Raw genomic sequence first — 26,581 nt, 5'->3', positions numbered from 1 at the left:
TGAACAAGATTTGGGTGCTTCTGAAACCCTTAAAAGTTACTGCTGCATCCACGCTACGAATGAGGCTCCAAGTCCGACAGAGTAATATCATAGTCAGTTTCCACCAGAGCTATCTACGGCCTTGCGGAAATCCGGCTTAGATTGTTTCGATTGTCTCCAGCCAGCGCAGCAGCGCCGCCGTGGTTTGCCGCGGTTGTTCCAGAGTTGGCAAATGCCCCGCGTGTTCGATGACTTCCAACCGGCTTTGCGGCAACAGGTCATGCATCAATTCGTGGCGTTCGACTGGGCATAACGCGTCATGACGACCGCAAAGGACCAGCGCAGATCCCTTGAAAGCGCGCAATGTGGGACTTTGATCCGGGCGATCTCGTAGGGCCATGGATTGGTTAACAAAAATCTCCGGCCCCAAGGCCATAGCCATATCCATGCATAGGTCCAAAATTGCCTGTCGATCAGGGCCATCGGTCAGATAGTTGGGCTTCATTTCCTCGGCCATCACATCGCGTAGCCGACCGTTTTTAACCGCCTCTATCTGGGGCTCACGCCTCACCTTGACCTGATCCACCTCTGCCAGCGGGTTGGTGTCCATCAACGCCATCCCCGCTACACGCCCCGGTGCTTGCCGCAGTATTTCCATCGCAACAATGCCTCCCATGGAAAGACCGGCCAAGGCGAACCGGTCGGGCGCATGACTTAAAACCTCGGCGGCCAGAGCCTGCATCGTATCATGTGCACCAATGGGGGCGACAAATATCGGATATCTGCCAGACAATGCACCAATTTGCGGCGAGAATAGCCGAGCATCGCACATCATGCCCGGCAAAAGGACAAGTGATGTCATTTGACCAGAGCAGCCCCTTCGGCCAGCGCACCCAGTTTGGCATAGGCGATATCAGGATCGACAGCGCCAAACCCCGCAAAAGTGCCAAAACCGCAATCCGATCCGCCGATCACCCGCTCCGCTCCCACGATGTTCACGAACCGCTCAAGACGTTGCACGACCAGTTCGGGGTGTTCCACAAAGTTTGTGGTGGTATCGACCACGCCCGGCACAAGTACCTTGTCATCGGGTATCTCGGACTTGCGGTCGCGGAACACCGTCCATTCATGTGCATGGCGCGGGTTCGAGGTTTCAAACAGCACATAGCGCGACTTGGTTGACATCAAAGTCGAGAACACCTTGTCCATTCCGATATCGCAGCAATGCGGACCTTCGTAATTGCCCCAGCAGATGTGAACCCGAACCTTGTCGGCGGGCACATCCTGCAATGCATGGTTCAGCGCTTCGACATGCATTTCGGCAATACTGACAAATTCCTCGTCAGAAAGATCGGTGAACAGCATATGGCGCGACAGGGCAAGATCGGGACAATCCAATTGAAGATCCAGGCCCGCCGCGACGATGGTTTCATATTCGGATTTCATCGCATCGGCCAGCGCGGCCAAATACGCCTCGCGCGTCGGGTAATAGTCGTTCTGCAGAAAAAGAGAGATCACACCCGGGCTGGCAGCATTCATAAATCCGCGCTCAATCCCGTGCTCAGCCATGGCTCTTTTGAGGTTGTCGATATCCTTCTGCAACTCGCCCTGCCCTTTCGAGCGCACGTCGCCTACGCACATGGGCCGCGCGTATTGCGGAGTTCCGCCATCATTCGCCAAACGTTGAAGAAAGCCCGGAAACATCTTCAGATCAGCCGGAGCGTTGCGCGGGCTGTCGCCTGCAAACCCGGTGTAGCGGTCCTTGACGTAGGTCGCGTAAGAGATTTTCGAAGTCTCGCCATCTGATACAATATCGATCCCCGCTGCAGCCTGTTTGCCTACGGTCTCGGACACCGCGTTCGTCATGCAGGCATCAAAATCTGTCTGATCGAACGGTTCCTCCCGCTCACGCGCGAAGATGAAATCGACGACTTCCTGACTACGCGGCAGACTCCCCACGTGGGTGGTTGAAATTCGGGTCATCATGTCATCTCCAATTCAATTACTTCCCTGTGCCGAGTCCAAAGCGAAGAACGGGTCACATACTGCGCGCCCCGAAGGAGATCGGAGCGCGCAACTTTGCCTTTAAGCACCGGTCCAGGTAGCACCGGCGGGATCGTCCGTTGCCGTGATACGATACAGACCGGCCTCTCCGGTCATTGAGGGCACGATACTGTAGCTTTCACCTGACAGAATCAGCGCTGTGTCGCCTGCGGACAAAGTTGTTTCATAGCCATCGACTGTAATCCGCCAATGACCACTCGCAGGCATGAGGACGACGGGCATATGCGCCGCGACGGGTTCGTTCAAACAAGAGCCGCGTCCGAGGAAATCGACCTCAAACCCCGGCTTATCCTTGATCAGGGCATCTTCGCCAATAACTTTGGCTGGCTTGTTAGCGGAAAGCGCCATCAGATCCCAATAGCGTGCCACATATTTGCCGATAACATCTTCGACCGGAACTTCCGGATAGCTCTTAAGCTCTTCTTCGGTCAGCAGCGGCATGGGGCGCACGTTGTGGGGCAGTTCCTGACCCTTCTTGCTGTCATACAGCACGCCATTGTCGCCCAGCATCAGCCCATGCGCCTGCGCGTCTTCGATCACCTGTGGTGCCCAGGTGACACCGCCACCCGCATCATCGCCGCCCAGGATCGACATGATCATCCCATAATCCTGCCCGACATTTTCGAAACCGCGAAAGATGCCAGTTGGAATGTTAAATATGTCACCTTCCTCGGCAATAAACTCACCCGCAGTGCCATAGCGACCCCAGAAGAACCGCCAACGTCCTTTGGCGACAAAGAACACCTCGGCCGTGGTGTGGCTGTGCAGCGAATTCCGGCATTTCGGAGGTTGCCCCGCCGCGCCAATATTGAAACCGATTTTGTCGGTGATGTGGACATGCTGATCGGGGCTTTCGGATACGCCACCGCCTACGATGGTAAAGTTTTCCTTCTGGTCCGAACCAGGCGTGTGCGCGTCAATAAATGCGGTTTTACAAGGCTGCAGTTCGCCGTAGCGGACAATGCGTTGTTGGATCGTGCTCATAATAGTCTCCGTTCATTGAATTGGTACAAGAGGTCTCGATCCTCATGCACCCGGAGGGCGATTATTCAGCCGCCGCGCCCGCAAGGACGCCCGGTGGCCGTGGTACCGCCGGGTTCCTTCACTGGCATCCAATGCGACGCGCGTTTGAGGCATCAGAGATCCCCGGTTTCCAACAGAAGCTGTTTCCAGACCGCGGTTTCATCGAACAAGGTCCATTCGCGTCGCAGCCTGATGTCGCCTCCAACCAACTCGCCCCATTCGGCATGGCTGATCCCCAGCACATACAACTCAGCACCTGTTGGTTTGCCGAACACGCCCCAACCGTCATGCTTGCCATGCAAGCTCCAGCGCAGGGCCGAGCGGGGTGGCATATTCGGATCATCGCGCCCGATCTGATGATGGATGGTGAAGGTTGCGCTTGGCATGGCTGCACGCAAAGACATCCAGAACCGATCAGCCGAATCCCAGCCATGGCCCGTGACACCGCCGGGATATTCGGTCTGCACGCCTCGGTCATACTCTCGTTCAATCGCGCCCATATCTGCATTCATTATCCGTGTCAGCAGATCCGCGTGGCGGCGTCCCCATTCATTGTCATTGCCGTGCCCCTTGTAGGGGCCTTCGATGTCGTTCTTAGGTGACAGAGGCTTCACACTGGCCTCGGCCCCACCTTCACGCGTTATCAGATCGGCGGCATATTCCTTGGGATCCCAGCCCATTTGCCGGACAATCGCACCCTGATCTCGGATAAGCCATTCGTCATCGATCATGTTGTCGATGGCGTGGCAGTCGGCCAGAATTCGGTATCGCAAGCGTGTTCCGGTGGCTTTGCCATAGACACCATTGCCCCGATGCGTGGCGGTCGACAGGATACGATGCGAGCTCAGCATGCCTTCTTCCGGGGTGCCCGACCAGATCACATCCTCGCCCAGCAGCTGACGGTCGGGGAACTCGGCCAACGTGGCCATTGTTGCACCAATGACATTCTGGTTACCCAACACAACCGAACCGGGCGAGCGGACGACGATGTCTGGGCTGTAATATTGATGCAGAGTCGCAATGCCACGGTCTTCCCAAATCTCTTTGGTGATGCCGATGATATAATCCGGGAAATCTTTGAATTTGGGATCAAATCCCTTCATGTCTTCCATCCTTCAGGTATGCGGGCGGAGCCGCGAACGATCAAAGGTCCGTCAATCTCGGTGCGGCGCGGCGCAGCAGCGGGATTTTCGATCTTGCTAAGTAGAATATCGACGGTTTCGGCAACCATCCGATTGGCAGGCTGACGAATAGTTGTCAGATTGTAGGCTGGCCAAGAGGCAACGGCGACATCGTCATATCCCAGAACCGAGACGTCGGCCGGAATTTGCAGGCCCAACTCGAACCGCAGCGTGTCCATCACAGAGATCGCCATATGATCATTGGCCACGAACACAGCGTCCGGTGGATCGGACGCGAACATGCGTAGCGTTGCCTCACGCGCCTGTTCTGCGATGAAGTTTCCGGCTCCACGGGCGTGCAGTTTGACACCCGCCTCTTGCAGGGCCGCTACGAATCCCGCTTCGCGATCGCGTTGGGTCGAAGCGCCCTCCCATCCGGCGATATATCCGATCTTCTCATGACCGCCAGCCAGCAAAAACTCGGCTGCCTTTCGGCCACCGGCGACATTGTCGGATGTAACCGATGACATAGTGAGGTCATCCTGTGCCCGATTGAACAACACCATCGGTACGCCAACGGTCCGACAACGCTCATACAAGGTCGACGAAAGGGCCACCGATGCCGCGATTATGCCGTCGACTTGAAAGTCGAGCAATTCCTCGACCACGCTATCGACGTTTTCGGCCTGGTTCGACGCCATGAATATCATCACATGGTAGCCGCGCTCCTGCAGCGTATTCGTCAACCTTTCCAGTGCTTCAGGATAAAACTGATTATTCAGATACGCCACAACAAGCCCAATGATCCGGCTTTTGCCGGACACTACGGCACGCGCAAGGACGTTCGGCCGATACCCCAGTTGCTTGGCGGCCTGACGAACCTTTTCAATCGTCTTTTTCGATGCCGACGCCCCCGGGGTAAACACACGGCTTACGGCAGACTGGCTGACCCCGGCAAGGCGGGCGACCTCCATGGATGTAACTTTCTGCGCCGCCATCAGTCTGCTGTCCAACCTCCGTCTATCATCAACGCGGTGCCCGTCACCAAAGCCGATGCATCCGAGGCAAGATAAACCACTGCCCCCATGATGTCTTCGATCTCGCCCGGGCGGCCCAACTTGATCTTATCCAATATCCATGCGCGCTTGTCCGGGTCATCAAAGGTCGGCTTGGTCAAATCGGTCAGAATAAAGGTTGGGCAGATCGTGTTGACCCGAATTTTTGCAGGACCGAACTCCAGCGCCATCGCCTTGGAAAAGCCTTCGACCGCGAATTTTGACGCGCAATAGACCGCCCTTTCCCGCCCGCCTACATGGCCCATCTGGCTGGAGATGTTCATCAGCGATCCGGGGCGCCCAGCTTCTAACAATCCTTTTGCCACCGCTTGGGTCAGAAAATAGGCCCCCCGGACATTGACATCCATTACCGCATCAAAATCCTCGGGCCGTGTGTCCACGGCCCTGCTGTGTCGGGCCAGACCGGCTGAGTTCAGCAGGATATCAAACGGCCCGTTTTGCGCCACAGCATCAGCAGTGCCTGCAACGTCAGAAACATCCAGTTCAAGTATATTCGCCAACCATCCCCGAGCGGTCATCTCTGTTGCCAGATTCTGCAACGCATCCTTGCGCCGCGCCGCCAGTGTCACTTCGGCACCATGCTCTGCCAGTGCTACGGCACAGGCCATGCCGATACCGGACGACGCGCCCGCGACCAATGCGCGTTTGCCGTTAAGATTGAAACTTGGGGTGCTGGGAAATTGGGACATATCAGACCTCGCCAACCGGAAATGGAATGCGGCCCGGAACGCGCGCCTTGTTGAACTCTCGCAAACGGGCAAAGACGTCAACACCCAGCTGGCGATAGGTATCCAGCAGATCAACCAGAACCCAGTTCTCGCGAATCTTGCCATTTTCAAGCCGCCAGAAATCGAGGCTGCGCAGCGTGATCTTCTTGCCCGACGGTGCGATCCCCATCCAGCCATCATTGGTGACAGTCTGGATCATGTTGGGCCAACCCGTAACAGCCGCATAGTCACCGTCGCCAAAGAAATGACAGGTGATGTCATCTACATCCTGCCCGCGATCCGGCATTGCATTGAGGAATGGAATCTGATGCCAATTACGGAACCCCGCAATACCCCGCCCTGTGCCGATCCCCGAGGGGCCGTACCAGTTCATCCGAGGATGCCAGAACCGCTCCAACTCCATCACCTCCGGACCACCTTCTGCGGGATGTTTGGTCAGATGATCCAGCATGTCGACAATGTGCTGGCAGGTCTCTTTGCCCTTGGCCTTGTCATACGGGCCGGGCACCAGCCCGTCCTGCGTCGCGGGTCCCGGAACATGCCATTCCCGCCCCAAACCGGGTGCCATGGGCCAAGCCTGCGCTTGCATCATCACTTCGGGGATATCCCAAAGCGCCTGCACCTCGGCGACTTTGCCATTTTCGATCCGGTAAAACTCGTGAAACCGCATGGTGACCTGATGGCCTGTCGGCGGAATCTCCAGCCATGGCCCCGCGAAAGTGCCGGTATAGTAACCGCCGCATCCAACCCAATCAGCCCCGAATTCATCAGGTCCAGCCATGACGATATAATCGCGGCGCTCAAGATCGGGCCATGCGGTCAGAAGATCGCGATAGCAACAATCGTAATAAGCATTAATCCCTTTGGTGTCGCCAAACGGATAGCTCAGATGGAACACAGCGTCGGGAGAACAAATCTTATCCAACGCCTGCCGGACACCGGCTTCGGTAAAGTCATACATCGCAGCCCTGACCTGTGCGATCAGGGTCTTGTGCTCAGTATGCCTGTCACTCATTCTGCGGCGTCCCTGTAAGGTGCAGGCGCGCCGTAGGGGACATTGATGCCGCCGTAACGCCTTACGCGGACGTTACATTGCTCGGCGTGCCCCACAAAACCTTCGAGCATGCATAGGCGCGAGCCATATTCGCCGATCAAGGTTGCTGCCTCATCAGTCAGAACCTTTTGATAGCTATGTGTTTTCAGATATTTACCTACCCATAGACCACCAGTATAGCGGCCAGCTTTTTTGGTAGGTAGCGTGTGATTGGTGCCAATAACCTTATCACCGTTCGAGACATTGGTACGCGGGCCAAGGAACAGTGCGCCGTAACAAGTCATGTTCTCAAGGAACCAGTCGTCGCGATCGGTCATGACCTGCACATGTTCAGATGCAATGTCATCAGCAACCCGCAGCATCTCATCATACGTGTCGCAGACGATCACTTCGCCATATTCCTCCCACGATACTTTTGCGGTGCCCGCGGTCGGTAGAATGCCCAGCAGCCGGTCCACCTCGGCCATCGTGTCCTCGGCCAGTTTGCGAGAATTGGTCAGCAATACGCAGGGGCTGTTATATCCATGTTCGGCCTGACCCAGAAGATCGGTCGCGCACAGCTCTGCGTCTGCGGCGGTCTCATCAGCAATCACCATGGTCTCGGTCGGGCCGGCGAACAGGTCGATACCGACGCGGCCAAATAGCTGACGTTTAGCTTCTGCGACAAAGGCGTTACCCGGACCGACAAGCATGTGGACTGGATCAATCGTCTCGGTTCCCAACGCCATGGCGCCGATAGCCTGAATGCCGCCCATCACGTAAATCTCATGCGCCCCACCCAAATGCATGGCGGCGATCACCGCTGCATTGGGCTTGCCCTGAAACGGAGGGGTGCAGGCGATGATGCGCGGCACGCCCGCCACCGAGGCCGTCGCCACCGACATATGCGCCGAGGCCACCATCGGGAATTTTCCACCGGGCACATAACAGCCCACCGATTGTACGGGGATGTTCTTGTGGCCCAAAATGACGCCCGGCAGAGTCTCAACTTCGATATCCAGCATCGAATCGCGCTGAGCTTGTGCAAAGTTGCGCACTTGCTCCTGCGCGAATTTGATGTCCGCCAGCTCTCGATCCGTTAGCTGATTGATCAGGTCGCCGATCTGGTCTTGAGACAACCGAAACGATGCTGGCGAATAGTTATCGAACTTCTCGCTTAGCTCGCGTACCGCAGCATCGCCACGTGTTTCGATGTCTTTCAGCGTCGCTTCGACGACAGCGCGTGTTTTGGCGTCATCCTCGGCTCGGTCAGCATCGGACTTACCACGTTTCAGATACTCGATTGTCATTGTCCTAATCCTTAGTTTCAGGCCGGGGCGGAGACTTCTCACCCCGGTCAAATGCTTCCCAGCCTTCACCGTTAAACAGATCGACACCCAGCTGTGCCGCTACATGGGCGAAATCCACATTCACCCAATTGTCGACGATCTTGCCGTCGACCACTTTCCAGAAATCCATATATCGGATCTCGACCCGCTTTCCGGTGGGGGCGATCCCCAGGAACTCACCCGAATGGGTTGCTTCCTGTCGGCCAAACGCAGCCGCCCACTCGCCCATGTAAAGGCGCGCTTCGTCGATGCATGTCTTGTCCGAAAAAGCCGCCTGAAACGGGCGTTGCCAATTGTCCTGAAACTGTTTCAGGCCAGTTTTTGTGCCACAGCCCTGATTGCCCATCCAGCGGAAGCCTTCCGAGAAGAATTCGCCGATGTCATCGATACGGTGATCGTTCAGACCATCCACCATGGTTTCAATCACACGGCGGGTGTCTTCTGTTTTGTCGAGGTCCGTATCACGTGTCAGCACGGCCTGTTCCGGGCGGGAACCCTTCATCTTTCTCATCCTTGTATTAGTGCCAATAGAAATTCTGTCTTCATCGGGTAGCTCAATCAGCTGACAGAAAATCCCTCGGCATCCGGTTGAGCGCCGGGTGGCGGCCAACGGCGTTATGTCTTGCAGAGCTGCTCATGCGGCTTGCTCGGCGATGTCGGCAAAAAGGTCATATCCCAGCTGCAACAACACATGCGGGATGTCGACGAAAACCCAGTTTTCGACCAACAGATCGTCCTCTCGACGCCACCAGTCGCAGACCCGCATGAAGACGCGTTTTCCGCTTGCGGGCTGGTCGAGGAAGGGTTTCACCTGGACACCGGTCAAGGAAGGCCAGCCGCCCGAGCATACGTAATTGCCTTCGCCGAAGCGGGTGAAATGCGCAGTCATGCCATTTCCCGCACTGCCGCCGGACCAACCTTCGAAGGTGGCCTCGAAAGGCACCTGGAAGCTTGCAAAACTCTCGAGCCCGACGAAAGAACCGAAGGCGCCGGGGCCGTACCAGACCATGTTGTCATGCCAAAACGGGCGCCAGGCCTCGTTCTTGGTGGCAAGCTTGGCCAGCATTTCTGTGACCATACGATAGCTCTTGGCCCCCTCGACTGGGTCTTGCGGCGTGGTCAAGATGCCATCATGGCTTGCTGGACCCTGAATCATCCCGGTGAAGCCACGGGTCTTGCCCGGGCTATCGGTGATCGGCCATTGCCCTGCAGCCAGCATCAGTTCTGGGATATCGAAGAAGATATAGCTCTCCACCGCCTTGCCATCCTGCATGCGGTGGAACTCGCCGAAGCGCAGATAGGCAAGCTCACCTGTGGCGCGGATACCAAGCCAGTCGCGCGAGAACCGACCGACGAAATAGCCGGTGGCGCTGATCCAGCCCTGTCCTTCAAATACACCGGCCATGACGATATCATCGCGCCGAAAAAGCCCATCGAAGGAGGCTGCGAGCGGGGCGATGACGTGATCGTGCAGCCCGAGGCCACCCGCGACCTCGTTGAAAGGATGCACCACGTTGACATGTGCACCGGGGGCGAAGAATCCCTCATAGGCTGGCCGGAAATTGCCTGGATGGCGTTGCGCGGCGGTGAAATTCAGAAAGGGTTTACGGTCGAGGCGTTCCATTAACTTTGTCTCTATAGGATCTGTTCAAGGCGTCTGCGGAGAAACGCCCCGCAAGGCCCTGCGCGCATCAAAGCAAAAGGAATTCGCCCTGGTCGCCTTGCCCGGCACGCAGCCATATTCAGGCTGGCTGCGTGCGCATGGGCAAATACGGACTGAGGATGCGTGCGTCCCATCAGCGTCAGCCTTTCACAGCCCCGGCGGTCAAACCGCCCACAATCTGACGCTGGAAGAACATCACCAAGATGAACAGCGGAACCGTCGCAGAAACCACGGCCGCAACGGCGAACATTACGTTGCCCTCGGTTTGCGTTGTACCAAGGAACGCGGCGATGGCTGGAACCATTGTGCGGTTGCTTTCTGACAACAGCATCGCCCCAACGGCAAAGTCGTTATAGGCCAGAAGAAACGAGAACAGCCCCGTGGTGATCACACCCGGCCACATCACCGGAATGATCACGCGGCGGAAGGCCTGAAACTGGTTGCAGCCGTCGACCTTTGCGCTTTCGTCAAGCTCGCTGGGGATGTTCTTGAAGAAGGCGTGTAGCATCCACAGAGTGAACGGCTGGTTGATCGCGACAAGTACGATAATTGTCGTCGGAAGTATCCCCCAGATATTCCATTCAAAGAAGGGCAACAGATAACCCGAAACCAACGTGATCGGCGGCATCGCGCGGAAGATCAGCGCCGTGATCAAAAGCCAGAATGTGTAGTTATAGCTCGACCGCGAAAGCGCATAGCCCCCCAGCGTTCCGATGGTCAGCGAGATGGCGACCACAAAGACGCAAACGATCCCCGTGTTCAGAACATTCCGCCAAAATTCTTCCTGAATCCAAGCCCCTTCGTAACCGGTGGTGGTAAAGGGTGAGCCATAAACTGCCTCGGTCCGCGCGCCGGTTAAGGCGTTGGTCCAATCGGCGATCGAGAAGAAATCCAGCTCTACCTTGAACGACCCCCAAACCGTCCAGAGGAACGGGAAAGCGGCCAGGATGAACCAAAGGATCACAAAAAGCGACGAAGCAATCCGAAGGCTTTTGGGCATTCTTTGCGCACGGCTGGCCATGTTATCTAGCTCCTTTGAAGTCACGCCAGGTGCGGACAAGCACGGGCGACAACAGAATGGCGACCCCGATAATCGTGATCACAGACGTAGCGGCTGCAGAGGACAGTTGTCGCGTTTCACCGCCGAGGTCGTTGAAGATGAAAGTACTGAGCGATTGCGCATGGGCACCGGCGCTGAAGCCAATAATCGGTTCAAACACCTTGAAATTATCCATCAACTGGATCAGCGCAACAAACGTAACCAGTGGCATGAGATGGGGAACAACCACGAATTTGACCTGTTGCCAGCGGGTTGCCCCATCGATCTGGGCCGCCTCGATCTGATCTTTGGGCAAAGTTTGCAAACCGGCATAGAACACCACGAAGGCAAAGGGGGCCGAGCTCCAGACGCCATAAACCATCAGCGCCACCCACATCAGCCCGGTCGAAGCCTTTAGACTGAAATCCGGATCTCCGGCCAAGTTTACAAGGGCATTGCCGATGACGCCACGACTGTCAATCATCCAAAACAGAATGAGCGAGCCGATCAGCGGTGTCACAATCATGGGCAAGAGCGAGAAGAAGATCATCAAACCCTTGAGGTGCCGGTGCAGTGAGTTGACCGCCAGCGCAATCACCAGCCCCAGAATGATCGTGAGGGGTGTCACAATGAATGTGAAGGTCAGCGTAAAGGCCATGGCCCGATAGAAGGGCAAGTTTCCGACCTCTGAGAAAAGGTCACCCCACGTGTCACTCGCCGCCCAGATTTCGCCAACCTCCTGTATCGCCAAGTGGCCGCGATCAAAGTAGATATCCAGCCCGACAAATCTGCCCAATGGTTGTTCGGCACGAAGCGCTGCGGTGGCTTCCTGATCGATGGTGGTCTCGGTTGTGCACCCGACAAGCGGAGTACAGTTTTCGACTTCCACCAGAACCGCCGGGTGTGGGGCGTAAATGGATTGGATCACCACCGAGACGATGGGCATTGCAATGAACAGCAGCATTGCAAGTCCTGTGGGCAGGAAAAACCAAAGGAATGTCTTATGGCGCATGTCGCAATTCCCGTGTCGGCTTGATTGGGCGGGTGCCCGAATTGGGCACCCGCGAGGGGCGTTTTACTGTAGGAAGCCCTGTTCGATTGCCGCGGCGCGATAGGCGGCCTCGACATCGGCCAGCGCCTGTTCAGCGCTTTCCTTGCCCTGCATGAAATCGGCAAGTTCATTGCCAAGTGCACTGTGCATCAAACCCATGTAGGGCAGCATCGGATAAGGCGTCGTGCCCATTTTGGCAGCGTCAAATACACCCTGCGCGTCGTCTGCGGGTTCGTACCCTTCGATCAACCAGACTGCCAGCGGCGTGGTTTCATCGTTCAACATTTCGGGGCGGACGCCATGCGTCATCGCGACAAAAGTCGCCTCAGCCTCTTCATCCGAGATGTTCTTGCCGACGGTCCATCCGTCCCACCAAAGGGTCGAGGCCGGAGTCGTGCCGCCACCCACGGTCAGCGGCGCTGCAATGGCATGGCCATCGATTACTTCCTGCAAGACACCTTCGGTTGTGGTCTGCTGTGACGCCCGTGACCCCCACATATTCATGATCGCCACATTGCCCGCGCGGTATTCCGCGTTGGTGGCATTGGAATCATGGGTTAGAAAGTCGGGGTTCATATACTCGGACAAAGCCTTCATCATGTTCAGCGCTTTGACACCGGCCTCGGTATTGACGTTGGGCTCTGCGCTGCCGGGCTTGAAATGAGTACCTCCATAGCCAAGGAACATGTTGTTGAATTCCTGCGCCAGATTCCATCCCGCAGCGTAAGCACCACCAACCGGGTTTTGCATTATGCCCTGCGCGCGAATGGCTTCGGCCGCCTCGAGCAGTTCTTCATACGTGGTTGGCACTTCGACGCCTGCCTGTTCCAGAACGTCCTTGCGGTACATCAGGTGCTGAGCATTGGCCATGAAGGCGATGGCCATGATGTCATCGCCGATCTTGATCAATTGTCCCGGCTGCAGGTTCTGACCATGTTTTTCGACCAGGTCATTGAGCGGTCGGATAACGTCTTCATTCATCAACGCCACAATCGAGCTGTTGGCGATGATGGCTGAGGTGTATTCCGACGGATTACCCGACAGACCGGCGACGTTGATGGTTTGGTGTTCGGATGTCAGGTTGGATTCAACAGATGCGCCCGTGCATTCCTTTGCAGCAGCGGCCACAGCCTGAATGGCGGCAAATTCGTTGCCGACGATGTTGACCCGATCCGTGATCTCGCAGGCATAACCCGCGCTCGAAGCAAAGGCGGTCAGTGACCCGGCCAATGCGATTTTCTTTAGAAACATTTTGATTCCTCCCTAGGTGATTGGGTGCATCTTCGAAGCCTGCACCCGAGATTGTCCCGTCATTGCGGGATTGGTTTTCGTCTCTCAGATCTCAAGGCGCGCGCCGGTTTGCGCATCGAACAGGTGACAGTGATCGGTATGGATATGAACCGACACCTGATCGTCGATTTCAGCACGATAGGTTTTGTCGGCCTTGACCGAGACCAGCGCTCCGCCTATCCGAACCGAGACCATGGTGCTGTCGCCCAGCAATTCCTGCGTATAGATGGGCGCGTTAATCTCGCCCCCGCTTTCTACGACATTGGCGTCCTCGGCGCGGAAACCCAAAGTTATTGGGCCATCCGGAGCATTCAGACCATGCACTTCGGTATTCTGCGCGCGGAACACACCGCCCTGAACATCGCCATCAACCAGGTTCATCGCAGGGTTGCCGATAAAGCTGGCGACAAACGTGTTCGCAGGCTCGTCGTAGATCGCCGTCGGAGAGCCAACCTGCTGGACAACACCCTGCTTCATGATCACCACGCGATCGGCCAGTGTCATCGCCTCGATCTGGTCATGTGTCACATAAATCGTAGTCACCGCCAGTTCATGGCTAAGGTTCTTGATCTGCGCGCGAGTCGAAACGCGCAGTTTTGCGTCAAGGTTGGACAACGGCTCATCCATCAGGAACACGTTGGGCTCGCGTACAATCGCACGCGCCAGAGCCACCCGTTGACGTTGCCCACCTGACAGCTCTGCCGGCTTACGATGCAGAAAGTCGTCCAACTCTACCATCGCCGACGCACGGCGCACTTTTTCGTCATGGGTGGAAGCGTCGATGCCACGTACCCTCAGCGGGAAACGAATGTTCTCGTAGACATTCATGTTCGGATACAAAGCGTAAGACTGGAACACCATCGCAACGTCGCGGTCTTTTGGCTCCATATCGTTGACGCGGGTACCGTCGATCAGAATATCACCCTCGCTTGCGTCTTCCAAACCTGCGATCATGCGCATCGTCGTGGTCTTGCCACAACCCGACGGGCCGAGAAGCACCAGAAATTCCTTGTCGGATATTGTCAGGTCGAAATTGTCCACTCCAACAAACGAACCCCAACGTTTTCCAACATTGCGCAGTTGAATCTCGGCCATACTGTCCTCCCAGTTGCACCTGAGTGCATACGTTTGCAAAAGCATAGACATCCAAAGGAACATCTGGCAAGTATTTTTTGCAAGCGAATGCAAAAGCGCCCGCAATCTTGCTAAAGACTGACGCTTCCCTCCGGGCAAAGCATTGAAAGTAATAGATATGTCTTACGAAGCCGAGAAAGAAATTGTCCTGAACTTCTACAAAGCTCTGAGCGATGCAGAGGAATCAGCCCACTCTGATGTGATCGCTGAGTATTGCGCCGAGGACCTCCTGTGGCGCGGCTTTCACCCGTTCAACGAGTTGCGTGGCGCTAGCAACGTGGCGCAAAAATTCTGGCAGCCGCTGAATCACAGCCTAACTAACTTGCAGCGTCGGATGGACGTGTTCATGGCTGGTCAAAATGAAATCGACGGGTTCAATTCAGTCTGGGTTGTTTCGATGGGCCATCTCATGGGGCTGTTTGACAAGGACTGGCTGGGCATTGCGCCAACCGGAAAAATGGCCTTGCTGCGCTATTGCGAGTTCAACTGGATTGAGCACGGTAAGATTGTCGAAACCGCGATGTATTTCGACATCCCGCATTTCATGATTCAGGCCGGGTTGCAGCCCTTCCCGCCGCAGACCGCCGCACAACTTGTCCAGCCCGGGCCCATGACCCATGACGGCCTGATGTTCACGCCTCAACCCGCCGAAGACGGCCAAAAGACATTGGCCGCTATCAACGCGATGATCTCCGATCTTGGGCGGTGGGACAGCGGGCTCAGCCTTGAAGATGAGTTGCGCCGCACATGGTGCGAAGACATGATCTGGTGGGGGCCATCCGGTATCGGTGCGACCTACACAATCGAACGTTACGCCAAACAACACGCTGGCCCGTTCCGTGCTGGGTTTGCCGACCGGTCAAAAACCAACCATATCTGCCGCATCGCCGAGGGCCACTATGGCGGCTTTTTTGGCTGGCCGAACTTTACCGCCCGACCAACCGGCGGGTTCATGGGGATGCCTGCCACTGACAAAGCCGGTGAGTTCCGGGTGATAGACATTTATCGTCGCAAAGGTGATAAACTGGCCGAGAACTGGATTTTCATCGATCTGCTTCATTTCTGGAAGCAACAGGGTGTCGATATTCTGGACCGCATGACCCACGGTGGTTCTTAGATCATAGGCAGGCCGATCATTTTGGTCGGAATACGGTAAACGGACGTGCTGGCAGTGATGTACAGCATGCTGAACTCGGCTCCACCAAAGCAGAAGTTGGTAGATTTCTGCGGCGTCAGAATGACACCAAGGCAGTGCGCTTGGGCATCAAACAGATGTACACCGCCGGGACCATTGCACAAAATCTGGCCGTCGCGGGTGCACTTCATACCGTCCGGTACCCCTTCCCCATCGCCAACAACATCGGCCCAGACCACCCCACCGGTCAGTGAGCCATCAGTGGCGACATCAAAGACGCGGATATGGCCACCCCAACTGTCATTGACAAACAGCCTTGTTTCGTCAGCTGACAAACACAACCCGTTGGGTTGCTGAAAATCATCCGCGACAAGGTGTAAGGTGCCGTCGGGATCCAGCCGGAACACGCCTTGCACCGGCAGTTCCTGCTCTCTCAGAATGCCAAGATCCTCTCGGATACGACCAAAACTGGGATCAGTGAACCAAATCCGACCGTGCGAGTCGCAGATAACATCGTTGGGGCTGTTTAGTTCTTTGCCATCAAAATGCGTGGCGATCGAAGTAACCCGCTTGCCGCCGTGATCATGGCGTACCAAATGCGAACTGGCGTGCTCGCAAGAGATCACTGCCCCGCTTTTGTCGAAGCAATTTCCGTTTGCTTGGTTGGATGGGGTGCGAAAAACGCGAACTCCCTCACCCTCGCTCCACTTGTATTGATGGCTCTCCTGAATGTCCGAAAATACCAGCCAATGCTCTTCGGGGTGCCATATTGGCCCTTCGGTAAACCCCAGACCGCTAGCGATTTCTTCCAGTTGAGCGTCAGAGTGCACCAGATCTGTGAAGCATTTGGAACGGATATCGAATACCATGTGAACACCTTTTCAGAGTTGCGCCTGCCAACACTACCGGCAAGCCTCGACAAGAACAGCGTTTCGGGTGAAAACGCAATAACGACTGTTCGATAGTCTGGCCCTGCCAACGTCAATGCTCTACGCTATGGCCGATGTTTCCAAACCGCTTGGCTGCCAATTGCCATGTGCCGCCCAAACAAAACCGTCAGGACTTTCCTATGAATTTCAAACAACGCATGCTTTCTGGCGAACCTCTCGTCGGAACGTTTCTCAAGACACCAGCCCATGAACTGGTCGAGATAATTGCCAAGTCGAAACTGGACTTCCTGTGCCTGGATGCGGAACACGCACCCTTTGACCGGGGTCGGTTGGATATCTGCCTCGCCGTCGCGCGCGCACTGGGGCTGCCGACGTTGGTGCGGGTGCCGACTGGGTCGGCGGACGAGATTCTCAAGGCGCTTGACAGTGGCGCGACAGGTATTGTTGTGCCGCATGTTGACAGCGCCGAAAAGGCCCGTCGCATTGCGCGCGAGGGTCGTTTTGGCCATGGTGGTCGCGGCTATGCCGGATCAACCCGGTGGGCAGGGTTTGCGACTCGATCCATGGCTGATGTCCTCAAGCAAAGCGAAGAAGAGACAATTATCATTGCCCAAATCGAAGAACCAGAAGGCGTCGCAGAAGTTGATGATATCGCCGCGACCGAGGGCATCGACGGGATTTTTGTAGGACCTGCGGATCTTGCGGTGTGCTACGGCGTGACTGATCAGTCCGACCCACAGGTTCTTGATGCAATGCGACGCTCGGGCGTTGCAGCCAAAGCACATGGCAAGACGCTGATGACCTTTGCAGCCAGCGCAGAAGCCGGACTCAAGCTGCGCGACTATGGGGTGACCATGATCTTCGTCGCTTCGGAACACGCCTTCATGCTTCGCGCTGCAAACGCGGAAGCTGAGAACTTCCATGGCACCGCGAGGACGTGAAACGCACAGGGCTTTTTAGTGGAAAGGGCCTTGGGATCGAAATATCCGCGGGCTGGTAAATGCTGCGACGACAGTACTTTCTTTGCTAGAAATGCGATGCGCGATTGCGGATTATTCGCTTCGCTGAATAGCGGTGTCCTGTCGGTTTTTCTCCAGTCCGCCGTACCCGCCTTGATCAGGCAAAAATCGCTAAACGGGCTAGGTTTATAGTAACAGTCGAGATCAGAAACTGCACGGCGTTGGCCCAAGAGCAGTTCGTCTAGCAGTTCACCAGTCACCGTCGCATATCCTAAACCGCACACGTTAATCCCCATAGATGTCCAGAAACCAGAGGTAAGAGTTTGCAAACGCGGCAGACCATCTGCCGCATCCGTAATGTAGCCGTTCCAGCACTATTTTATCGGCGATTCCGCCAGTAGCAGGAAAAACTCGAGCACCTTGCGCCGAACTGGTTCGTAGGGTTTATGATCGTCTGTTTGACGCAGAGGTTCGCGGCGGCCGGATAGGAAACGCTCGTCCGCCTCAAGCCGGAAACTGTTGACCAGTTTCTCGAGATCCGCCGCAGATTTGCCACCAGCGCAACGCCATTAAGAAAAAGCGGTCGACGAATTCACTAAAGAAGAGACCAACGCCCGGCTTCATTGATTAAGATCGCACTGCATGCCTCACGGCATCGATAACGGAACTTTGAAATGCGTGATCTTTTCAGGCTGGCTGGCGGGCAGATCGCACGTCTAAGCCCTTCTTGCCGAACTCGCTTGGAAAGCCCCGGGTCGACGATAGGTGTGTATTTAACGGAATAATTTTCTTCAATCACAATGGCTTGCGCTGGCGTGGCGCTCCTGTCGCTTATGGCCCGTGCAGGACCCTCAACAGCCGACGGAAGCGCCGTTGCAAACGGCAAAACCGCAACGAGATCATGTCCGACAGACTCAAGAGTTGGAGACGCATGGCGACGCGCTTTGACCGATGTCCAAAGGTCTTGCTCGCAGCCAGCGCTCGCGGAAACCGTCATCTATTAGTATGGTATCATGAAGCTAATAAGGCTTGGGTATCGACTGCTTATGTAGGGTTAATCTGTAAAAATTCGCGTAGAAGAAGACTTCGAAATTTGATGGGAATTCGAAGTACATCACACACCAAGACAGCTGCGCGTATCATAGAATTGAAGGAAAGTGATTGCGCCAGCCTGTTTCGAACGGATTGGGATTCTCCCCTTCGATTGGAATTCGCTTTCGACCGCTCATTTCAAGATCGGGGACAATAACTGGTAGCATTTGTGGGGGGATACTTAGGCTTGGAAAACAAATCCTCGGCGCCGGAATTCTCGGCCAGCCTAAACCTACACATTCTAAGCGAATATCGGTTCCTCACAGTCGGCTAGACGCAGGCATCGCCGCTCCTGTGTCCTATGTGTCAGCGGTTTGGGATTCCTTGAAGGAGAACAAGAAAGCGCCACGGATGTTCAAACCCAACCGAAGCTTTCAGGAATGAAATTAAGCAACTGAGATAAAGTAATTTCACGCAACGGGTCGTGAGCCAAATAATCTGTGGAACGCCCCGTTTCAGACGAAACGGGGCGTTAAGATATCAATAGGTGCGCTTGATGTCGCTGTAGGCACCGCGCAGCTTCACGGTGATCGTGATGTCCTGCTTATCACGGTTGCGCCAGAACCAGCCGTGATTGCCGGTGAATGCGGCAACCAATGTTCCCTTTGCACCGGTTTTGCCACGGCCTTTCTCATAGCTGATGGATTCGTCAGCGTTGTCACCATGGAGTTCAAAATTTGCTCGACCGCCTTCGGCAACCCAGTCAAATTCGGTCACAGCACCTTCATCCATGACCAGCTTCCACTCGATTCCTTCTCCAGGGGTCAGAGTGAACGAGAATTCATCCGCCCAGGGCTCGGCACTTTGCTGCGCATAGGCGGCGCCCACAAAGGCGCCAAAGATATCCTTAAACAAGCTGGATTGATCTTCTGGTGCCTGCTGCGCGTCCCGAGCGGCCTCTTCGGCCAGATCGGTCTTGATCTCTCCCATCTCGGTCAGACCGAGAACACTACCGATCCGAGTGGGATCAATGCCATATTCTGCGGGCAGAACCACGGTCACCAGCAAAACCACAGCGGCCACGGCCGCAATGATAGTGGACTTGATCAACTGGGCCGAGCTAGGCAGTTCTTCGGGGCTTGGTTTTTCAGAATTGTACATGTGTATCTCCGTTTATTCAGGCTGAGACGAACAGGCCGGTCAGCTGATATCCCATCAGCACGAAACCAGCCGCCATCATCGCGACGTTGACGCCATAGGCGTGTTTCCAGAAGAATTTGGATTTGCGCCAAAACCCCATGAAGATCAGGATCAGGGCAAGGGCTATGAACTGGCCGATTTCGACGCCGACGTTGAAGGCCAGCAAGTTGGGCAACAGCCCGTCTTCGGGCATATCATAGTCCAAAATCTTGGCTGCGAGACCAAGGCCGTGGAAAAAGCCGAAGATCAGCGTGGCCCATTTGGTATTGGGCTGATAGCCGAACCAACGCTGATACGCTCCCAGATTGTCCAGCGCCTTGTAGACGACAGACAAACCGATGATGGCATCAATAATGTAAGCATTGACGTTCCAGCCGTAGTAGACGCCAAGCAGCATGGTCGTGGAATGGCCCACGGCAAAGATGCTGACATAGGTGGCGACATGTTTGGCCCGGTACAGGAAAAACACGACCCCGAACAGAAACAGGATATGGTCATATCCCGTCACCATGTGCTTGGCACCCAGATAGGCGAAGGGGATCAGTTTGACGCCCCAGATCTGTTGAATATAGCCGGCATCGCCAGCCGTGACGTTATGGGCTGCGGCATAAGACGCGCTGTAGGCGAGCGCCGCAAAGACAAGGGCTGCCAGCGTCAGGGATTGGCGCACAGCCTCCCCTAACCGGCCCCTTTGGACGGTTTGCATGAGATATTTCTCCGCTATGTTGTGTGATTGATCGTCAAACCCCGCAAAAGCGGGTTCGGTCACACGCGCGGAGGTCGGTCAAGCCTATATATGGGGTCAGGTTTGTCCAGAAACGGTTCCAGCGCATCAGGCAACCTAAATCTGTCGACCGATTCCGCCTCGGCAACCAGGAACAGGATCGCCGAGCTGTGATCATGATCGACCGCATCGTGACTATGGCCATGCAGCGCCCAGTAATTGTCCAGTGCTTCGCCATGGGAATGGCCGTGATCACCCATTATCTGGCTGCGTTCTGACACGCTAAGCAAATAGTTGGCAGAGTGTGTGAAAGACGGGGCCACTGACCAGGCGAATACGCACAGAACCATGAACGCTATAAACGCGTGTCTGATCCAATCAGCCAGTTGTCTGCCCGACACAATCTGCATCACTGTTCCTGCCCGCGACGGTTTTCCGTCCGTTTTTCTTCATGCGCTATCCTACTCACTTAGCGTCAATAATCGTTATCTCGCAACCCTGGATATCATTGTCAGCGGGAAGTCTCCGATCTGCCGAAAAGGCCGAAAGATCTCCTTCTCGACAGATCAGGATTTCAATTTGCGTGTTCTCGCGCTGCAGCCGAACCAGGAAAATAGCACGCAACTGCGTGTTCATTGTGTTGACCTGTGAGAATTGGCCCTTTTTGCCGGCATATGTCTTGCGCCCGCTGACAGCGCGTCTGGAAACGGCATCCGGGTGGCGGGTCCATTGGGCTGGGCGGGTCACCGTGCAGTACGATGCGCTGCCTGGTTGCCTCAATACGCGGGTCGGGAGACGGGACAGCAGACAAAAGCGCTTGGGTATAAGGAGGTTGTGCATCGTTAAACAGGTTCTCGGTTGAACCTTTCTCCATCATGCGACCCAGATACATCACTGTCATGTCACTACACATTTCCCGCACCACCGCCAAGTCGTGCGAGATCATCAGTACCGTCAGGCCGAGTTCCTGCTGCAGGGTTACGAACAGCTTCACGATCTGCGCCTGAGTCGAGACATCCAGCGCCGAAAGCGGTTCGTCACAGATCAGAATTTCGGGCTCTAGCATCAGGGAGCGAGCAATCGCGACACGCTGCCGTTGCCCGCCGGCCAGAGACCATGGCAGACGCTCACCCGCCGTTTCAGGCAGCCCCACCAGATGCATCAGTCGGGCGATGCGCTGTTGACGATCCTTGCGACCGAACCTGTGGATCGAGAGGGGTTCCTCAAGCGACTGATAAACCGTCTGGCGACGGCTGAGCGCACCCAGCGGGTTCTAGAACACGAACTGCATCTGTTTTGCCAGCGCCTTACGGTCGCGCATCCCGTCGGCCAGATCCTGCCCCAGAATGCGCACCGAACCCGATGTGGCCGGTTGCAGCCCGACCATGGCTCGCGCAAGTGCGGTCTTGCCGCAGCCGGATTCGCCAACGATGGCGTGAAAAGCGCGCGCGACGGTCAGATCTACGCCATCCACCGCACGCACCATCCGGTCGGGGCCGCTGCCGGGGAAATGAACCTTCAGGTCGTGAACCTCGATTGCGTTTTGCGTCTCCATCTCAGGCACTTTCCAGTTCCGCCTGCGCCGCGTGGCAGGCTGTGACATGAATCCCGTCCTCAGGCACCGGGATGAGCGCCGGGCGTTGGGTGGCGCAGACCGGGAGCATGCGCGAACAGCGCGTATCGAACGGGCAACCGGTGCGCAGCCGCGACTGATCAGGGGACGATCCGGGGATGCCCTTGGGTACTTCGTTGCTGTTGGCCCGCAGATTAGGGACCGAGGCCAGCAACCCCTGCGTATAAGGGTGCACCGGTGCGGTTAGCACCTGCGCAACCGTGCTGCTTTCCACCACCCGACCCGTATAGAGCACCGCCACGCGGTCGGCGACCGAAGCGACCACGCCGATATCATGGGTGATCAGCACCACCGCGATATCTTCCTGTTGCTGGATATCCTTGATCAGTTCCAGAATCTGCGCCTGCACGGTGGCGTCCAGTGCCGTTGTCGGCTCATCCGCGATCAGCACGCGCGGATTGCCCGCCAGCACCCGGTCGGAGCGGTTCAGCAGCGATTGCCCGCCGCACACAGCACTGCCGCGAATATCGACTGATACGCCTTCGGGCAGAAGGCCCAACGGGCCCAACGTCATCACCGTTTTGCCCGATCCGCTTTCGCCGACAATTGCCAGAATCTCACCCGGCATCACCGACAGCGAGGCGGTATCGACCGCCCGGACCGAGACTTGCTCAGTGTAAAGATCGATCACAAGATCCTCGATTTGAAAGACGGGTTGGGTCATGCTTTGACCTCCTTGGCCTGAATCTCGGCCTCGTCGCCGAGGCGTTCCCGCTTTAGCTTACGCAAACGGCGCGGGTTCAGCGCGCGCGGCACTTTTTACAACGCGAAATGTTCACCCAGCAGGTTGAAGTTGACCACCACCATGGTCAGGGCAAGAACGGGCGCGATGACGAGGCGGGGATATTCCTCAAGATAGCTCATGCCGTCGACCAACATCTGGCCTCATTCCGGTGTGGGCGGTTCGACCCCCAAACCCAGAAAGGACAGCGTGGCAATCGCCAGCACCAGCGCGCCTGAATCCGCTGAGGCATAGACCACCACCAGCGCCAGCACATGCGGCAGGATATGGCGCGAGAATATGCGTACATGGCCCGCACCCATGATCCGCGCGGCCTCGATATACGGCTGATGCAGTTCTGATGCGACGACGGAGCGGCTCATGCGGGTATAGTTGGCCCACCATGCCATGGTCAGCGCCGCGATCAGGCTGGGCAGCGACAGTACGATCTCGATGGCGCTGATCAGCACAAGCTCGACCTTGCCACCGACATAGCCTGCTAAAGACCCGATCACCACGCCAATCAACAACGCCGAGGCCAGCACCATCGAAATGGCAAACAGAGACACACGCGCGCCATTGATCAGACGGCTGAGCATATCGCGGCCCAGATAGTCGGTGCCAAGCCAATGGGCGGCACTAGGACCCTGCAGGATGGCGCCATAGTTCTGCGCAGTTGGATCATAAGGGCTGATCCACGGAGCGAGAATGGCGATCAAGGTGAACAGGGCCACAGGGGTGATCACCAGCCACGGCAATTTTTTCAGGATATGCATTCTTCTGCCTCCGGATGCGGCGGTCGATCAGCATGCACAGCAGGTCGACAAACAGGTTAACGAACACAATGAACACGATGAAGGTCAGCAGGATCGCCTGCATCGAGACGAAATCGCGGAACCGGATCGCCTCGATGAAGAACGCGCCGACGCCGTTTGAGGGCAAAGACCGTCTCGACCACAATCGACCCGATGATCATCAGCGTGAACTGCGCGCCGAATGTGGTCAGGTAAGGCACAGCTATATTGGGCAGCGCCTCGCGCAGCAGCACGCCTGACCGGCCATATCCCTTGGCAAAGCCAGTTGTGGCGAAAGGGCGAGCCATCACCTCTTGCAGGCCGACGCGCACCACACGGCTGAGCACCGCGCCGGGAAACAGCGCAATGGTCAGGCACGGCATGATCCGGCTGGCCACGCCTGCGCCGCCAAATGCGGGCAGCCAGCCCAGCGTGACGGAAAACAGAATCACCAGCAGAGCCGCGACAAAGAAATTGGGGGTCGAGGCCGCCAGCAGCGAAAACACCCGTAGCAGCCTGTCGATCCAACCACCATTACTGATTGCGCCCGCAAGGCCGACCAGCAGCGATAGGAAAAAGGCGATCACACCACCCCAGATCAGCAGGGTGGCGGTTATGGGCAGGCGTTCGGCGAACTCCTGCCCGATGGGTTTGCCGGACCGCAGCGAGATGCCCAGATCACCGGTCAGTGCATCGCCCAGCCATCGGACATAGCGGACGGGCAGAGGGTCGTTCAGGCCCAGCTCGTCCTCGATCTGTGCAACCAGTTCCGCCTAAGCCAAAGGGCCGACGACACGCTCGGCCATCAGCGCGGCGCGGCGGGTAAGAATTGGCATTTCGATTCTCAAAAACTGTTGGGTCAGAAAGTCCGACGTCAATACTCAGAGCTTCTGATGTGACTTTTGATTGCGCATTAGATTGCCCGGGTGGGCGGACACTTCGCTATCAGTCTGAAGAAGATTTCAGCCCGTGCGATACGTGAACTTCATGCGTGCGATCACCCAAGTCTTGGAGGATGGAAAATGTCCGTTGACAGCTCAAACACCTGCGAACACCGTGACGACACAAGGCAGATCGATCGATAACCCCGCTCAGCCGCCGTCGCCAACTAAAATGCGACAAAAGATACTTCATGTACATGCGTCGTGCTGTGGTTAGCAGTGAGTTTTACCGGAGCACTGTCGTCGTCCGAGGATTTGTTACTTTGATTGTGCGACACATGTCGTGAAGCGAATTGAGCACCCAGCCCAGAAGCCACAGGAGCCGATTTGGCTGACGCTTCTGCCTGATGGGTGACTGCCCGATCTTTATGAACATGAGAACCAGCTACAAGTGAGGCTGTCAGACAATCAAGAAGCAGTCCAAAATACACTGTGCGGGCCCAGTATAGACAGCCCGTAAAGTGAAGCGGGGTGGTGCTTCTATACGTTGTAGCTCTGCAACCAACTTCGCTCCCATCCATGGGTGGTTCAGACAAAAGGCGTTTACCTTTGGCACTGAATGCCTAGTGAAGACGGATAAACACGTCCAATACCATCTTTTATAAACATGCAATACATCATTATGTCTACACATTTATTAAGGGCTTTTCGAATAGCAGCACCTCATAGGCGATCAGAGGCTCGCACCGAGCGCGTCAGCTGGCGATGCAAACTGTCGACGATGATCACATGTTTGTGTGGCCCCGCACCTTTCAGGTGAGGGTGGTCGGGCGGCAAATCTGGATGCTCATGCTTTACAGGTAGATCTGCGTCTATTGGCCAGATACACCATGCCGTAATCAAGCCGAGGCACGCCAGAACCGCCAGCACGAGCATCGTAACCAAGGTTCCGAATTCAGTGATCAACCAGCCGGAAACCGGGTAAAAGACCAACCAGCAGGCGTGTGACAATGCAAACTGCGCTGCAAACACGGAAGGCCGATCTTCAGGATGGGCGGACCGCGTCAGAACACGCCCCCCAGGAGTGAGCATTGCTGAGTACCCCGCGCCGATCGTAAACCAGCCAACCATGATGGTCGACATTGATATAGGAATGGCTACAACGCTGAGGGCCAATAGCGCCAATGCAAGTATGTTCAGTATTGCACCGGATAGCATGACCGCGCGCGCGCTGTGGTGATCCAGCAAGCTCGGGATAGTCATCGCCATCATCATTGACCCTGCCCCGAAAGCGGCAAGAACCAAAGCGACGGCACTTTCTGACAATCCCAAATCACTGCGGACAATGACAACTGTGTTGACAATGACCATGGCGCCCGTAGCAGAGATGACCCAATTTACCGCCAGCAATCCTCGCAATCGGGGCGATCTGAGATATAACCGCATTCCGCGTGTTGTCCGATCGTAGATACCTCTCGGTTTGGAAGGTTTCGGCGATGGCAGCAATACGGATGCAACCAGAACGGCTGATGCAATGAAGCCCAAGACGGTGCCCCAGAACAGATTGTCATAGCTCATGAACGTTAGCAGTGCGGCAGCCAAAATCGGGCTCAACAAGCTCTCCATATCCACGGCCAATCGCGAAAGAGAAAGTGCTTTGGTGTATTCTCTCTCATCCGGCAAGACATCAGGAATGGTTGCCTGAAAGGCCGGTGTGAATCCGGCGGATGCCGATTGGAGGATGAAGATCAGCACATAAATCTGCCATACCTCGGAAACAAAAGGCAACGCCAAGCCGACTGCCGCTCTGACCAGATCTAACGCGACCAACATTGCGCGCCGGTCCAGACGTTCCGAGAATGCGGCAGCTAAAGGCGCCACCGTGACATATGCGACCATCTTGATCGTGAGCGCAGTTCCCAGCACCAACGCAGCAGAATCTTCGGCAAGCTGAAAGGCGAGCAAACCGAGAGCCACTGTTGCCAAACCAGTGCCCGACAACGCTACGATTTGGGCGAAGAACAGACGGCGATATGTTCGATTTTTCAGAACTGAAAGCATC

Annotated in this window: 26 protein-coding genes and 1 pseudogene; 3 read left to right on the top strand and 24 right to left on the bottom strand. The window is 56.1% G+C overall.

Annotated elements, in window-relative coordinates; genetic code table 11:
• Positions 1–136: 136 nt before the first annotated feature.
• From I5192_RS19885 to I5192_RS19820, 14 genes are all read right to left on the bottom strand, one after another.
• Positions 137–841, bottom strand: a complete 705-nt coding sequence (locus tag I5192_RS19885) for an alpha/beta fold hydrolase (protein ID WP_223118584.1) — start codon at positions 839–841, stop codon at positions 137–139.
• Positions 838–1,962, bottom strand: a complete 1,125-nt coding sequence (locus I5192_RS19880) for a cobalamin-independent methionine synthase II family protein (protein ID WP_223118583.1) — start codon at positions 1,960–1,962, stop codon at positions 838–840. The genes I5192_RS19885 and I5192_RS19880 overlap by 4 nt, the downstream gene beginning before the upstream one ends.
• 102 nt (positions 1,963–2,064) lie before the next feature.
• A complete protein-coding gene (locus tag I5192_RS19875; protein WP_170394077.1) occupies positions 2,065–3,027 on the bottom strand; it encodes a cupin in 963 nt (320 codons plus the stop codon).
• A gap of 152 nt (positions 3,028–3,179) precedes the next feature.
• Positions 3,180–4,169: a nuclear transport factor 2 family protein gene (locus tag I5192_RS19870; protein WP_170663398.1), complete on the bottom strand. Its 990-nt coding sequence runs from the start codon at positions 4,167–4,169 to the stop codon at positions 3,180–3,182.
• The gene (locus I5192_RS19865) at positions 4,166–5,185 is read right to left on the bottom strand and encodes a LacI family DNA-binding transcriptional regulator (protein ID WP_170465610.1); all 1,020 of its coding nucleotides are present in this window, start codon (positions 5,183–5,185) and stop codon (positions 4,166–4,168) included. Before I5192_RS19865 ends, I5192_RS19870 begins: the two co-directional genes overlap by 4 nt.
• Positions 5,185–5,952, bottom strand: coding sequence for an SDR family NAD(P)-dependent oxidoreductase (locus I5192_RS19860; protein WP_223118582.1), 768 nt, complete (start codon positions 5,950–5,952; stop codon positions 5,185–5,187). Before I5192_RS19860 ends, I5192_RS19865 begins: the two co-directional genes overlap by 1 nt.
• A 1-nt stretch (position 5,953) precedes the next feature.
• Positions 5,954–7,006, bottom strand: a complete 1,053-nt coding sequence (locus I5192_RS19855; protein ID WP_170509126.1) for an ester cyclase — start codon at positions 7,004–7,006, stop codon at positions 5,954–5,956.
• A complete protein-coding gene (hisD, locus tag I5192_RS19850) occupies positions 7,003–8,334 on the bottom strand; it encodes a histidinol dehydrogenase (RefSeq protein WP_223118581.1) in 1,332 nt (443 codons plus the stop codon). The genes I5192_RS19855 and hisD overlap by 4 nt, the downstream gene beginning before the upstream one ends.
• Before the next feature lie 4 nt (positions 8,335–8,338).
• Positions 8,339–8,875, bottom strand: a complete 537-nt coding sequence (locus I5192_RS19845; RefSeq protein WP_170407056.1) for an ester cyclase — start codon at positions 8,873–8,875, stop codon at positions 8,339–8,341.
• A 132-nt stretch (positions 8,876–9,007) separates the two neighbouring features.
• The gene (locus I5192_RS19840; protein WP_170407053.1) at positions 9,008–9,997 is read right to left on the bottom strand and encodes a nuclear transport factor 2 family protein; all 990 of its coding nucleotides are present in this window, start codon (positions 9,995–9,997) and stop codon (positions 9,008–9,010) included.
• A 178-nt stretch (positions 9,998–10,175) separates the two neighbouring features.
• The gene (locus tag I5192_RS19835) at positions 10,176–11,057 is read right to left on the bottom strand and encodes a carbohydrate ABC transporter permease (protein ID WP_170394093.1); all 882 of its coding nucleotides are present in this window, start codon (positions 11,055–11,057) and stop codon (positions 10,176–10,178) included.
• 1 nt (position 11,058) lies between these two features.
• The gene (locus tag I5192_RS19830; RefSeq protein WP_170394095.1) at positions 11,059–12,087 is read right to left on the bottom strand and encodes a carbohydrate ABC transporter permease; all 1,029 of its coding nucleotides are present in this window, start codon (positions 12,085–12,087) and stop codon (positions 11,059–11,061) included.
• 63 nt (positions 12,088–12,150) lie between these two features.
• On the bottom strand, positions 12,151–13,377 hold the full coding sequence (locus I5192_RS19825) for an ABC transporter substrate-binding protein (protein WP_170422627.1): 1,227 nt from the start codon (positions 13,375–13,377) through the stop codon (positions 12,151–12,153).
• Between the two features lie 84 nt (positions 13,378–13,461).
• The gene (locus tag I5192_RS19820) at positions 13,462–14,511 is read right to left on the bottom strand and encodes an ABC transporter ATP-binding protein (RefSeq protein WP_223118580.1); all 1,050 of its coding nucleotides are present in this window, start codon (positions 14,509–14,511) and stop codon (positions 13,462–13,464) included.
• 157 nt (positions 14,512–14,668) lie between these two features.
• Between I5192_RS19820 and I5192_RS19815 the strand changes: the two genes are divergently transcribed.
• Complete coding sequence (locus I5192_RS19815) at positions 14,669–15,667, top strand: ester cyclase (RefSeq protein ID WP_223118666.1); 999 nt, start codon at positions 14,669–14,671, stop codon at positions 15,665–15,667.
• On the opposite strand, the gene I5192_RS19810 is transcribed toward I5192_RS19815, so the two are convergent.
• Complete coding sequence (locus tag I5192_RS19810; RefSeq protein ID WP_223118579.1) at positions 15,664–16,554, bottom strand: SMP-30/gluconolactonase/LRE family protein; 891 nt, start codon at positions 16,552–16,554, stop codon at positions 15,664–15,666. The two genes, I5192_RS19815 and I5192_RS19810, sit on opposite strands and share 4 nt — an antisense overlap.
• 200 nt (positions 16,555–16,754) lie before the next feature.
• On the opposite strand from I5192_RS19810, the gene I5192_RS19805 reads away from it, so the two are divergent.
• Positions 16,755–17,516, top strand: coding sequence for an HpcH/HpaI aldolase/citrate lyase family protein (locus I5192_RS19805; RefSeq protein WP_223118578.1), 762 nt, complete (start codon positions 16,755–16,757; stop codon positions 17,514–17,516).
• 745 nt (positions 17,517–18,261) lie between these two features.
• Positions 18,262–18,783, top strand: coding sequence for a hypothetical protein (locus tag I5192_RS22805; RefSeq protein WP_370644473.1), 522 nt, complete (start codon positions 18,262–18,264; stop codon positions 18,781–18,783).
• Positions 18,784–19,106: 323 nt separating this feature from the next.
• On the opposite strand, the gene I5192_RS19795 is transcribed toward I5192_RS22805, so the two are convergent.
• The 9 genes and pseudogenes from I5192_RS19795 to I5192_RS19760 all read right to left on the bottom strand — a co-directional run bounded on the left by I5192_RS19795 (position 19,107) and on the right by I5192_RS19760 (position 26,580).
• A complete protein-coding gene (locus I5192_RS19795) occupies positions 19,107–19,727 on the bottom strand; it encodes a transmembrane anchor protein (protein ID WP_170625629.1) in 621 nt (206 codons plus the stop codon).
• Between the two features lie 16 nt (positions 19,728–19,743).
• A complete protein-coding gene (locus I5192_RS19790) occupies positions 19,744–20,472 on the bottom strand; it encodes a HupE/UreJ family protein (protein WP_170663624.1) in 729 nt (242 codons plus the stop codon).
• A gap of 59 nt (positions 20,473–20,531) precedes the next feature.
• The gene (locus I5192_RS19785) at positions 20,532–20,900 is read right to left on the bottom strand and encodes a hypothetical protein (RefSeq protein ID WP_170611916.1); all 369 of its coding nucleotides are present in this window, start codon (positions 20,898–20,900) and stop codon (positions 20,532–20,534) included.
• Positions 20,901–21,064: 164 nt separating this feature from the next.
• Complete coding sequence (locus I5192_RS22650) at positions 21,065–21,364, bottom strand: oligopeptide/dipeptide ABC transporter ATP-binding protein (protein ID WP_255612258.1); 300 nt, start codon at positions 21,362–21,364, stop codon at positions 21,065–21,067.
• A 165-nt stretch (positions 21,365–21,529) separates the two neighbouring features.
• Positions 21,530–21,976: pseudogene (locus tag I5192_RS22645) on the bottom strand (ATP-binding cassette domain-containing protein); the annotation flags it as partial.
• Positions 21,977–22,046: 70 nt separating this feature from the next.
• On the bottom strand, positions 22,047–22,787 hold the full coding sequence (locus I5192_RS19775) for an ABC transporter ATP-binding protein (protein WP_223118577.1): 741 nt from the start codon (positions 22,785–22,787) through the stop codon (positions 22,047–22,049).
• Positions 22,788–23,008: 221 nt separating this feature from the next.
• Positions 23,009–23,620: an ABC transporter permease gene (locus I5192_RS19770; protein ID WP_255612242.1), complete on the bottom strand. Its 612-nt coding sequence runs from the start codon at positions 23,618–23,620 to the stop codon at positions 23,009–23,011.
• Positions 23,621–23,676: 56 nt separating this feature from the next.
• Positions 23,677–24,225 carry an ABC transporter permease gene (locus I5192_RS22640; protein WP_255612241.1) on the bottom strand — a complete coding sequence of 183 codons (549 nt, stop codon included), beginning with the start codon at positions 24,223–24,225 and terminating at the stop codon, positions 23,677–23,679.
• A gap of 1,017 nt (positions 24,226–25,242) precedes the next feature.
• Complete coding sequence (locus I5192_RS19760) at positions 25,243–26,580, bottom strand: MFS transporter (RefSeq protein ID WP_223118576.1); 1,338 nt, start codon at positions 26,578–26,580, stop codon at positions 25,243–25,245.
• Position 26,581: the final 1 nt, after the last annotated feature.

The sequence above is a fragment of the Ruegeria sp. SCSIO 43209 genome (genome assembly GCF_019904295.1).
Taxonomy (GTDB): Bacteria; Pseudomonadota; Alphaproteobacteria; order Rhodobacterales; family Rhodobacteraceae; genus Ruegeria.
The sequence above is the reverse complement of the archived record's forward strand: the minus strand, read 5'-3'. Positions and strand labels throughout refer to the sequence as shown.

What these genes read in the sequence shown, in the direction of transcription:
- I5192_RS19875 (WP_170394077.1), bottom strand. Translation starts at nt 3,027, where the DNA reads ATGAGCACGATCCAACAACGCATTGTCCGCTACGGCGAACTGCAGCCT.
- I5192_RS19845 (WP_170407056.1), bottom strand. Translation starts at nt 8,875, where the DNA reads ATGAAGGGTTCCCGCCCGGAACAGGCCGTGCTGACACGTGATACGGAC.
- I5192_RS19785 (WP_170611916.1), bottom strand. Translation starts at nt 20,900, where the DNA reads ATGCAGATTGTGTCGGGCAGACAACTGGCTGATTGGATCAGACACGCG.
- I5192_RS19760 (WP_223118576.1), bottom strand. Translation starts at nt 26,580, where the DNA reads ATGCTTTCAGTTCTGAAAAATCGAACATATCGCCGTCTGTTCTTCGCC.
- I5192_RS19775 (WP_223118577.1), bottom strand. Translation starts at nt 22,787, where the DNA reads ATGACCCAACCCGTCTTTCAAATCGAGGATCTTGTGATCGATCTTTAC.
- I5192_RS19790 (WP_170663624.1), bottom strand. Translation starts at nt 20,472, where the DNA reads ATGCAAACCGTCCAAAGGGGCCGGTTAGGGGAGGCTGTGCGCCAATCC.
- I5192_RS19865 (WP_170465610.1), bottom strand. Translation starts at nt 5,185, where the DNA reads ATGGCGGCGCAGAAAGTTACATCCATGGAGGTCGCCCGCCTTGCCGGG.
- I5192_RS19880 (WP_223118583.1), bottom strand. Translation starts at nt 1,962, where the DNA reads ATGACCCGAATTTCAACCACCCACGTGGGGAGTCTGCCGCGTAGTCAG.
- I5192_RS19840 (WP_170407053.1), bottom strand. Translation starts at nt 9,997, where the DNA reads ATGGAACGCCTCGACCGTAAACCCTTTCTGAATTTCACCGCCGCGCAA.
- I5192_RS19770 (WP_255612242.1), bottom strand. Translation starts at nt 23,620, where the DNA reads ATGCATATCCTGAAAAAATTGCCGTGGCTGGTGATCACCCCTGTGGCC.
- I5192_RS19860 (WP_223118582.1), bottom strand. Translation starts at nt 5,952, where the DNA reads ATGTCCCAATTTCCCAGCACCCCAAGTTTCAATCTTAACGGCAAACGC.
- I5192_RS19830 (WP_170394095.1), bottom strand. Translation starts at nt 12,087, where the DNA reads ATGCGCCATAAGACATTCCTTTGGTTTTTCCTGCCCACAGGACTTGCA.
- I5192_RS19805 (WP_223118578.1), top strand. Translation starts at nt 16,755, where the DNA reads ATGAATTTCAAACAACGCATGCTTTCTGGCGAACCTCTCGTCGGAACG.
- I5192_RS19810 (WP_223118579.1), bottom strand. Translation starts at nt 16,554, where the DNA reads ATGGTATTCGATATCCGTTCCAAATGCTTCACAGATCTGGTGCACTCT.
- I5192_RS22650 (WP_255612258.1), bottom strand. Translation starts at nt 21,364, where the DNA reads ATGGAGAAAGGTTCAACCGAGAACCTGTTTAACGATGCACAACCTCCT.
- I5192_RS19795 (WP_170625629.1), bottom strand. Translation starts at nt 19,727, where the DNA reads ATGTACAATTCTGAAAAACCAAGCCCCGAAGAACTGCCTAGCTCGGCC.
- I5192_RS19885 (WP_223118584.1), bottom strand. Translation starts at nt 841, where the DNA reads ATGACATCACTTGTCCTTTTGCCGGGCATGATGTGCGATGCTCGGCTA.
- I5192_RS19815 (WP_223118666.1), top strand. Translation starts at nt 14,669, where the DNA reads ATGTCTTACGAAGCCGAGAAAGAAATTGTCCTGAACTTCTACAAAGCT.
- hisD (WP_223118581.1), bottom strand. Translation starts at nt 8,334, where the DNA reads ATGACAATCGAGTATCTGAAACGTGGTAAGTCCGATGCTGACCGAGCC.
- I5192_RS19855 (WP_170509126.1), bottom strand. Translation starts at nt 7,006, where the DNA reads ATGAGTGACAGGCATACTGAGCACAAGACCCTGATCGCACAGGTCAGG.
- I5192_RS19825 (WP_170422627.1), bottom strand. Translation starts at nt 13,377, where the DNA reads ATGTTTCTAAAGAAAATCGCATTGGCCGGGTCACTGACCGCCTTTGCT.
- I5192_RS19820 (WP_223118580.1), bottom strand. Translation starts at nt 14,511, where the DNA reads ATGGCCGAGATTCAACTGCGCAATGTTGGAAAACGTTGGGGTTCGTTT.
- I5192_RS19835 (WP_170394093.1), bottom strand. Translation starts at nt 11,057, where the DNA reads ATGGCCAGCCGTGCGCAAAGAATGCCCAAAAGCCTTCGGATTGCTTCG.
- I5192_RS19870 (WP_170663398.1), bottom strand. Translation starts at nt 4,169, where the DNA reads ATGAAGGGATTTGATCCCAAATTCAAAGATTTCCCGGATTATATCATC.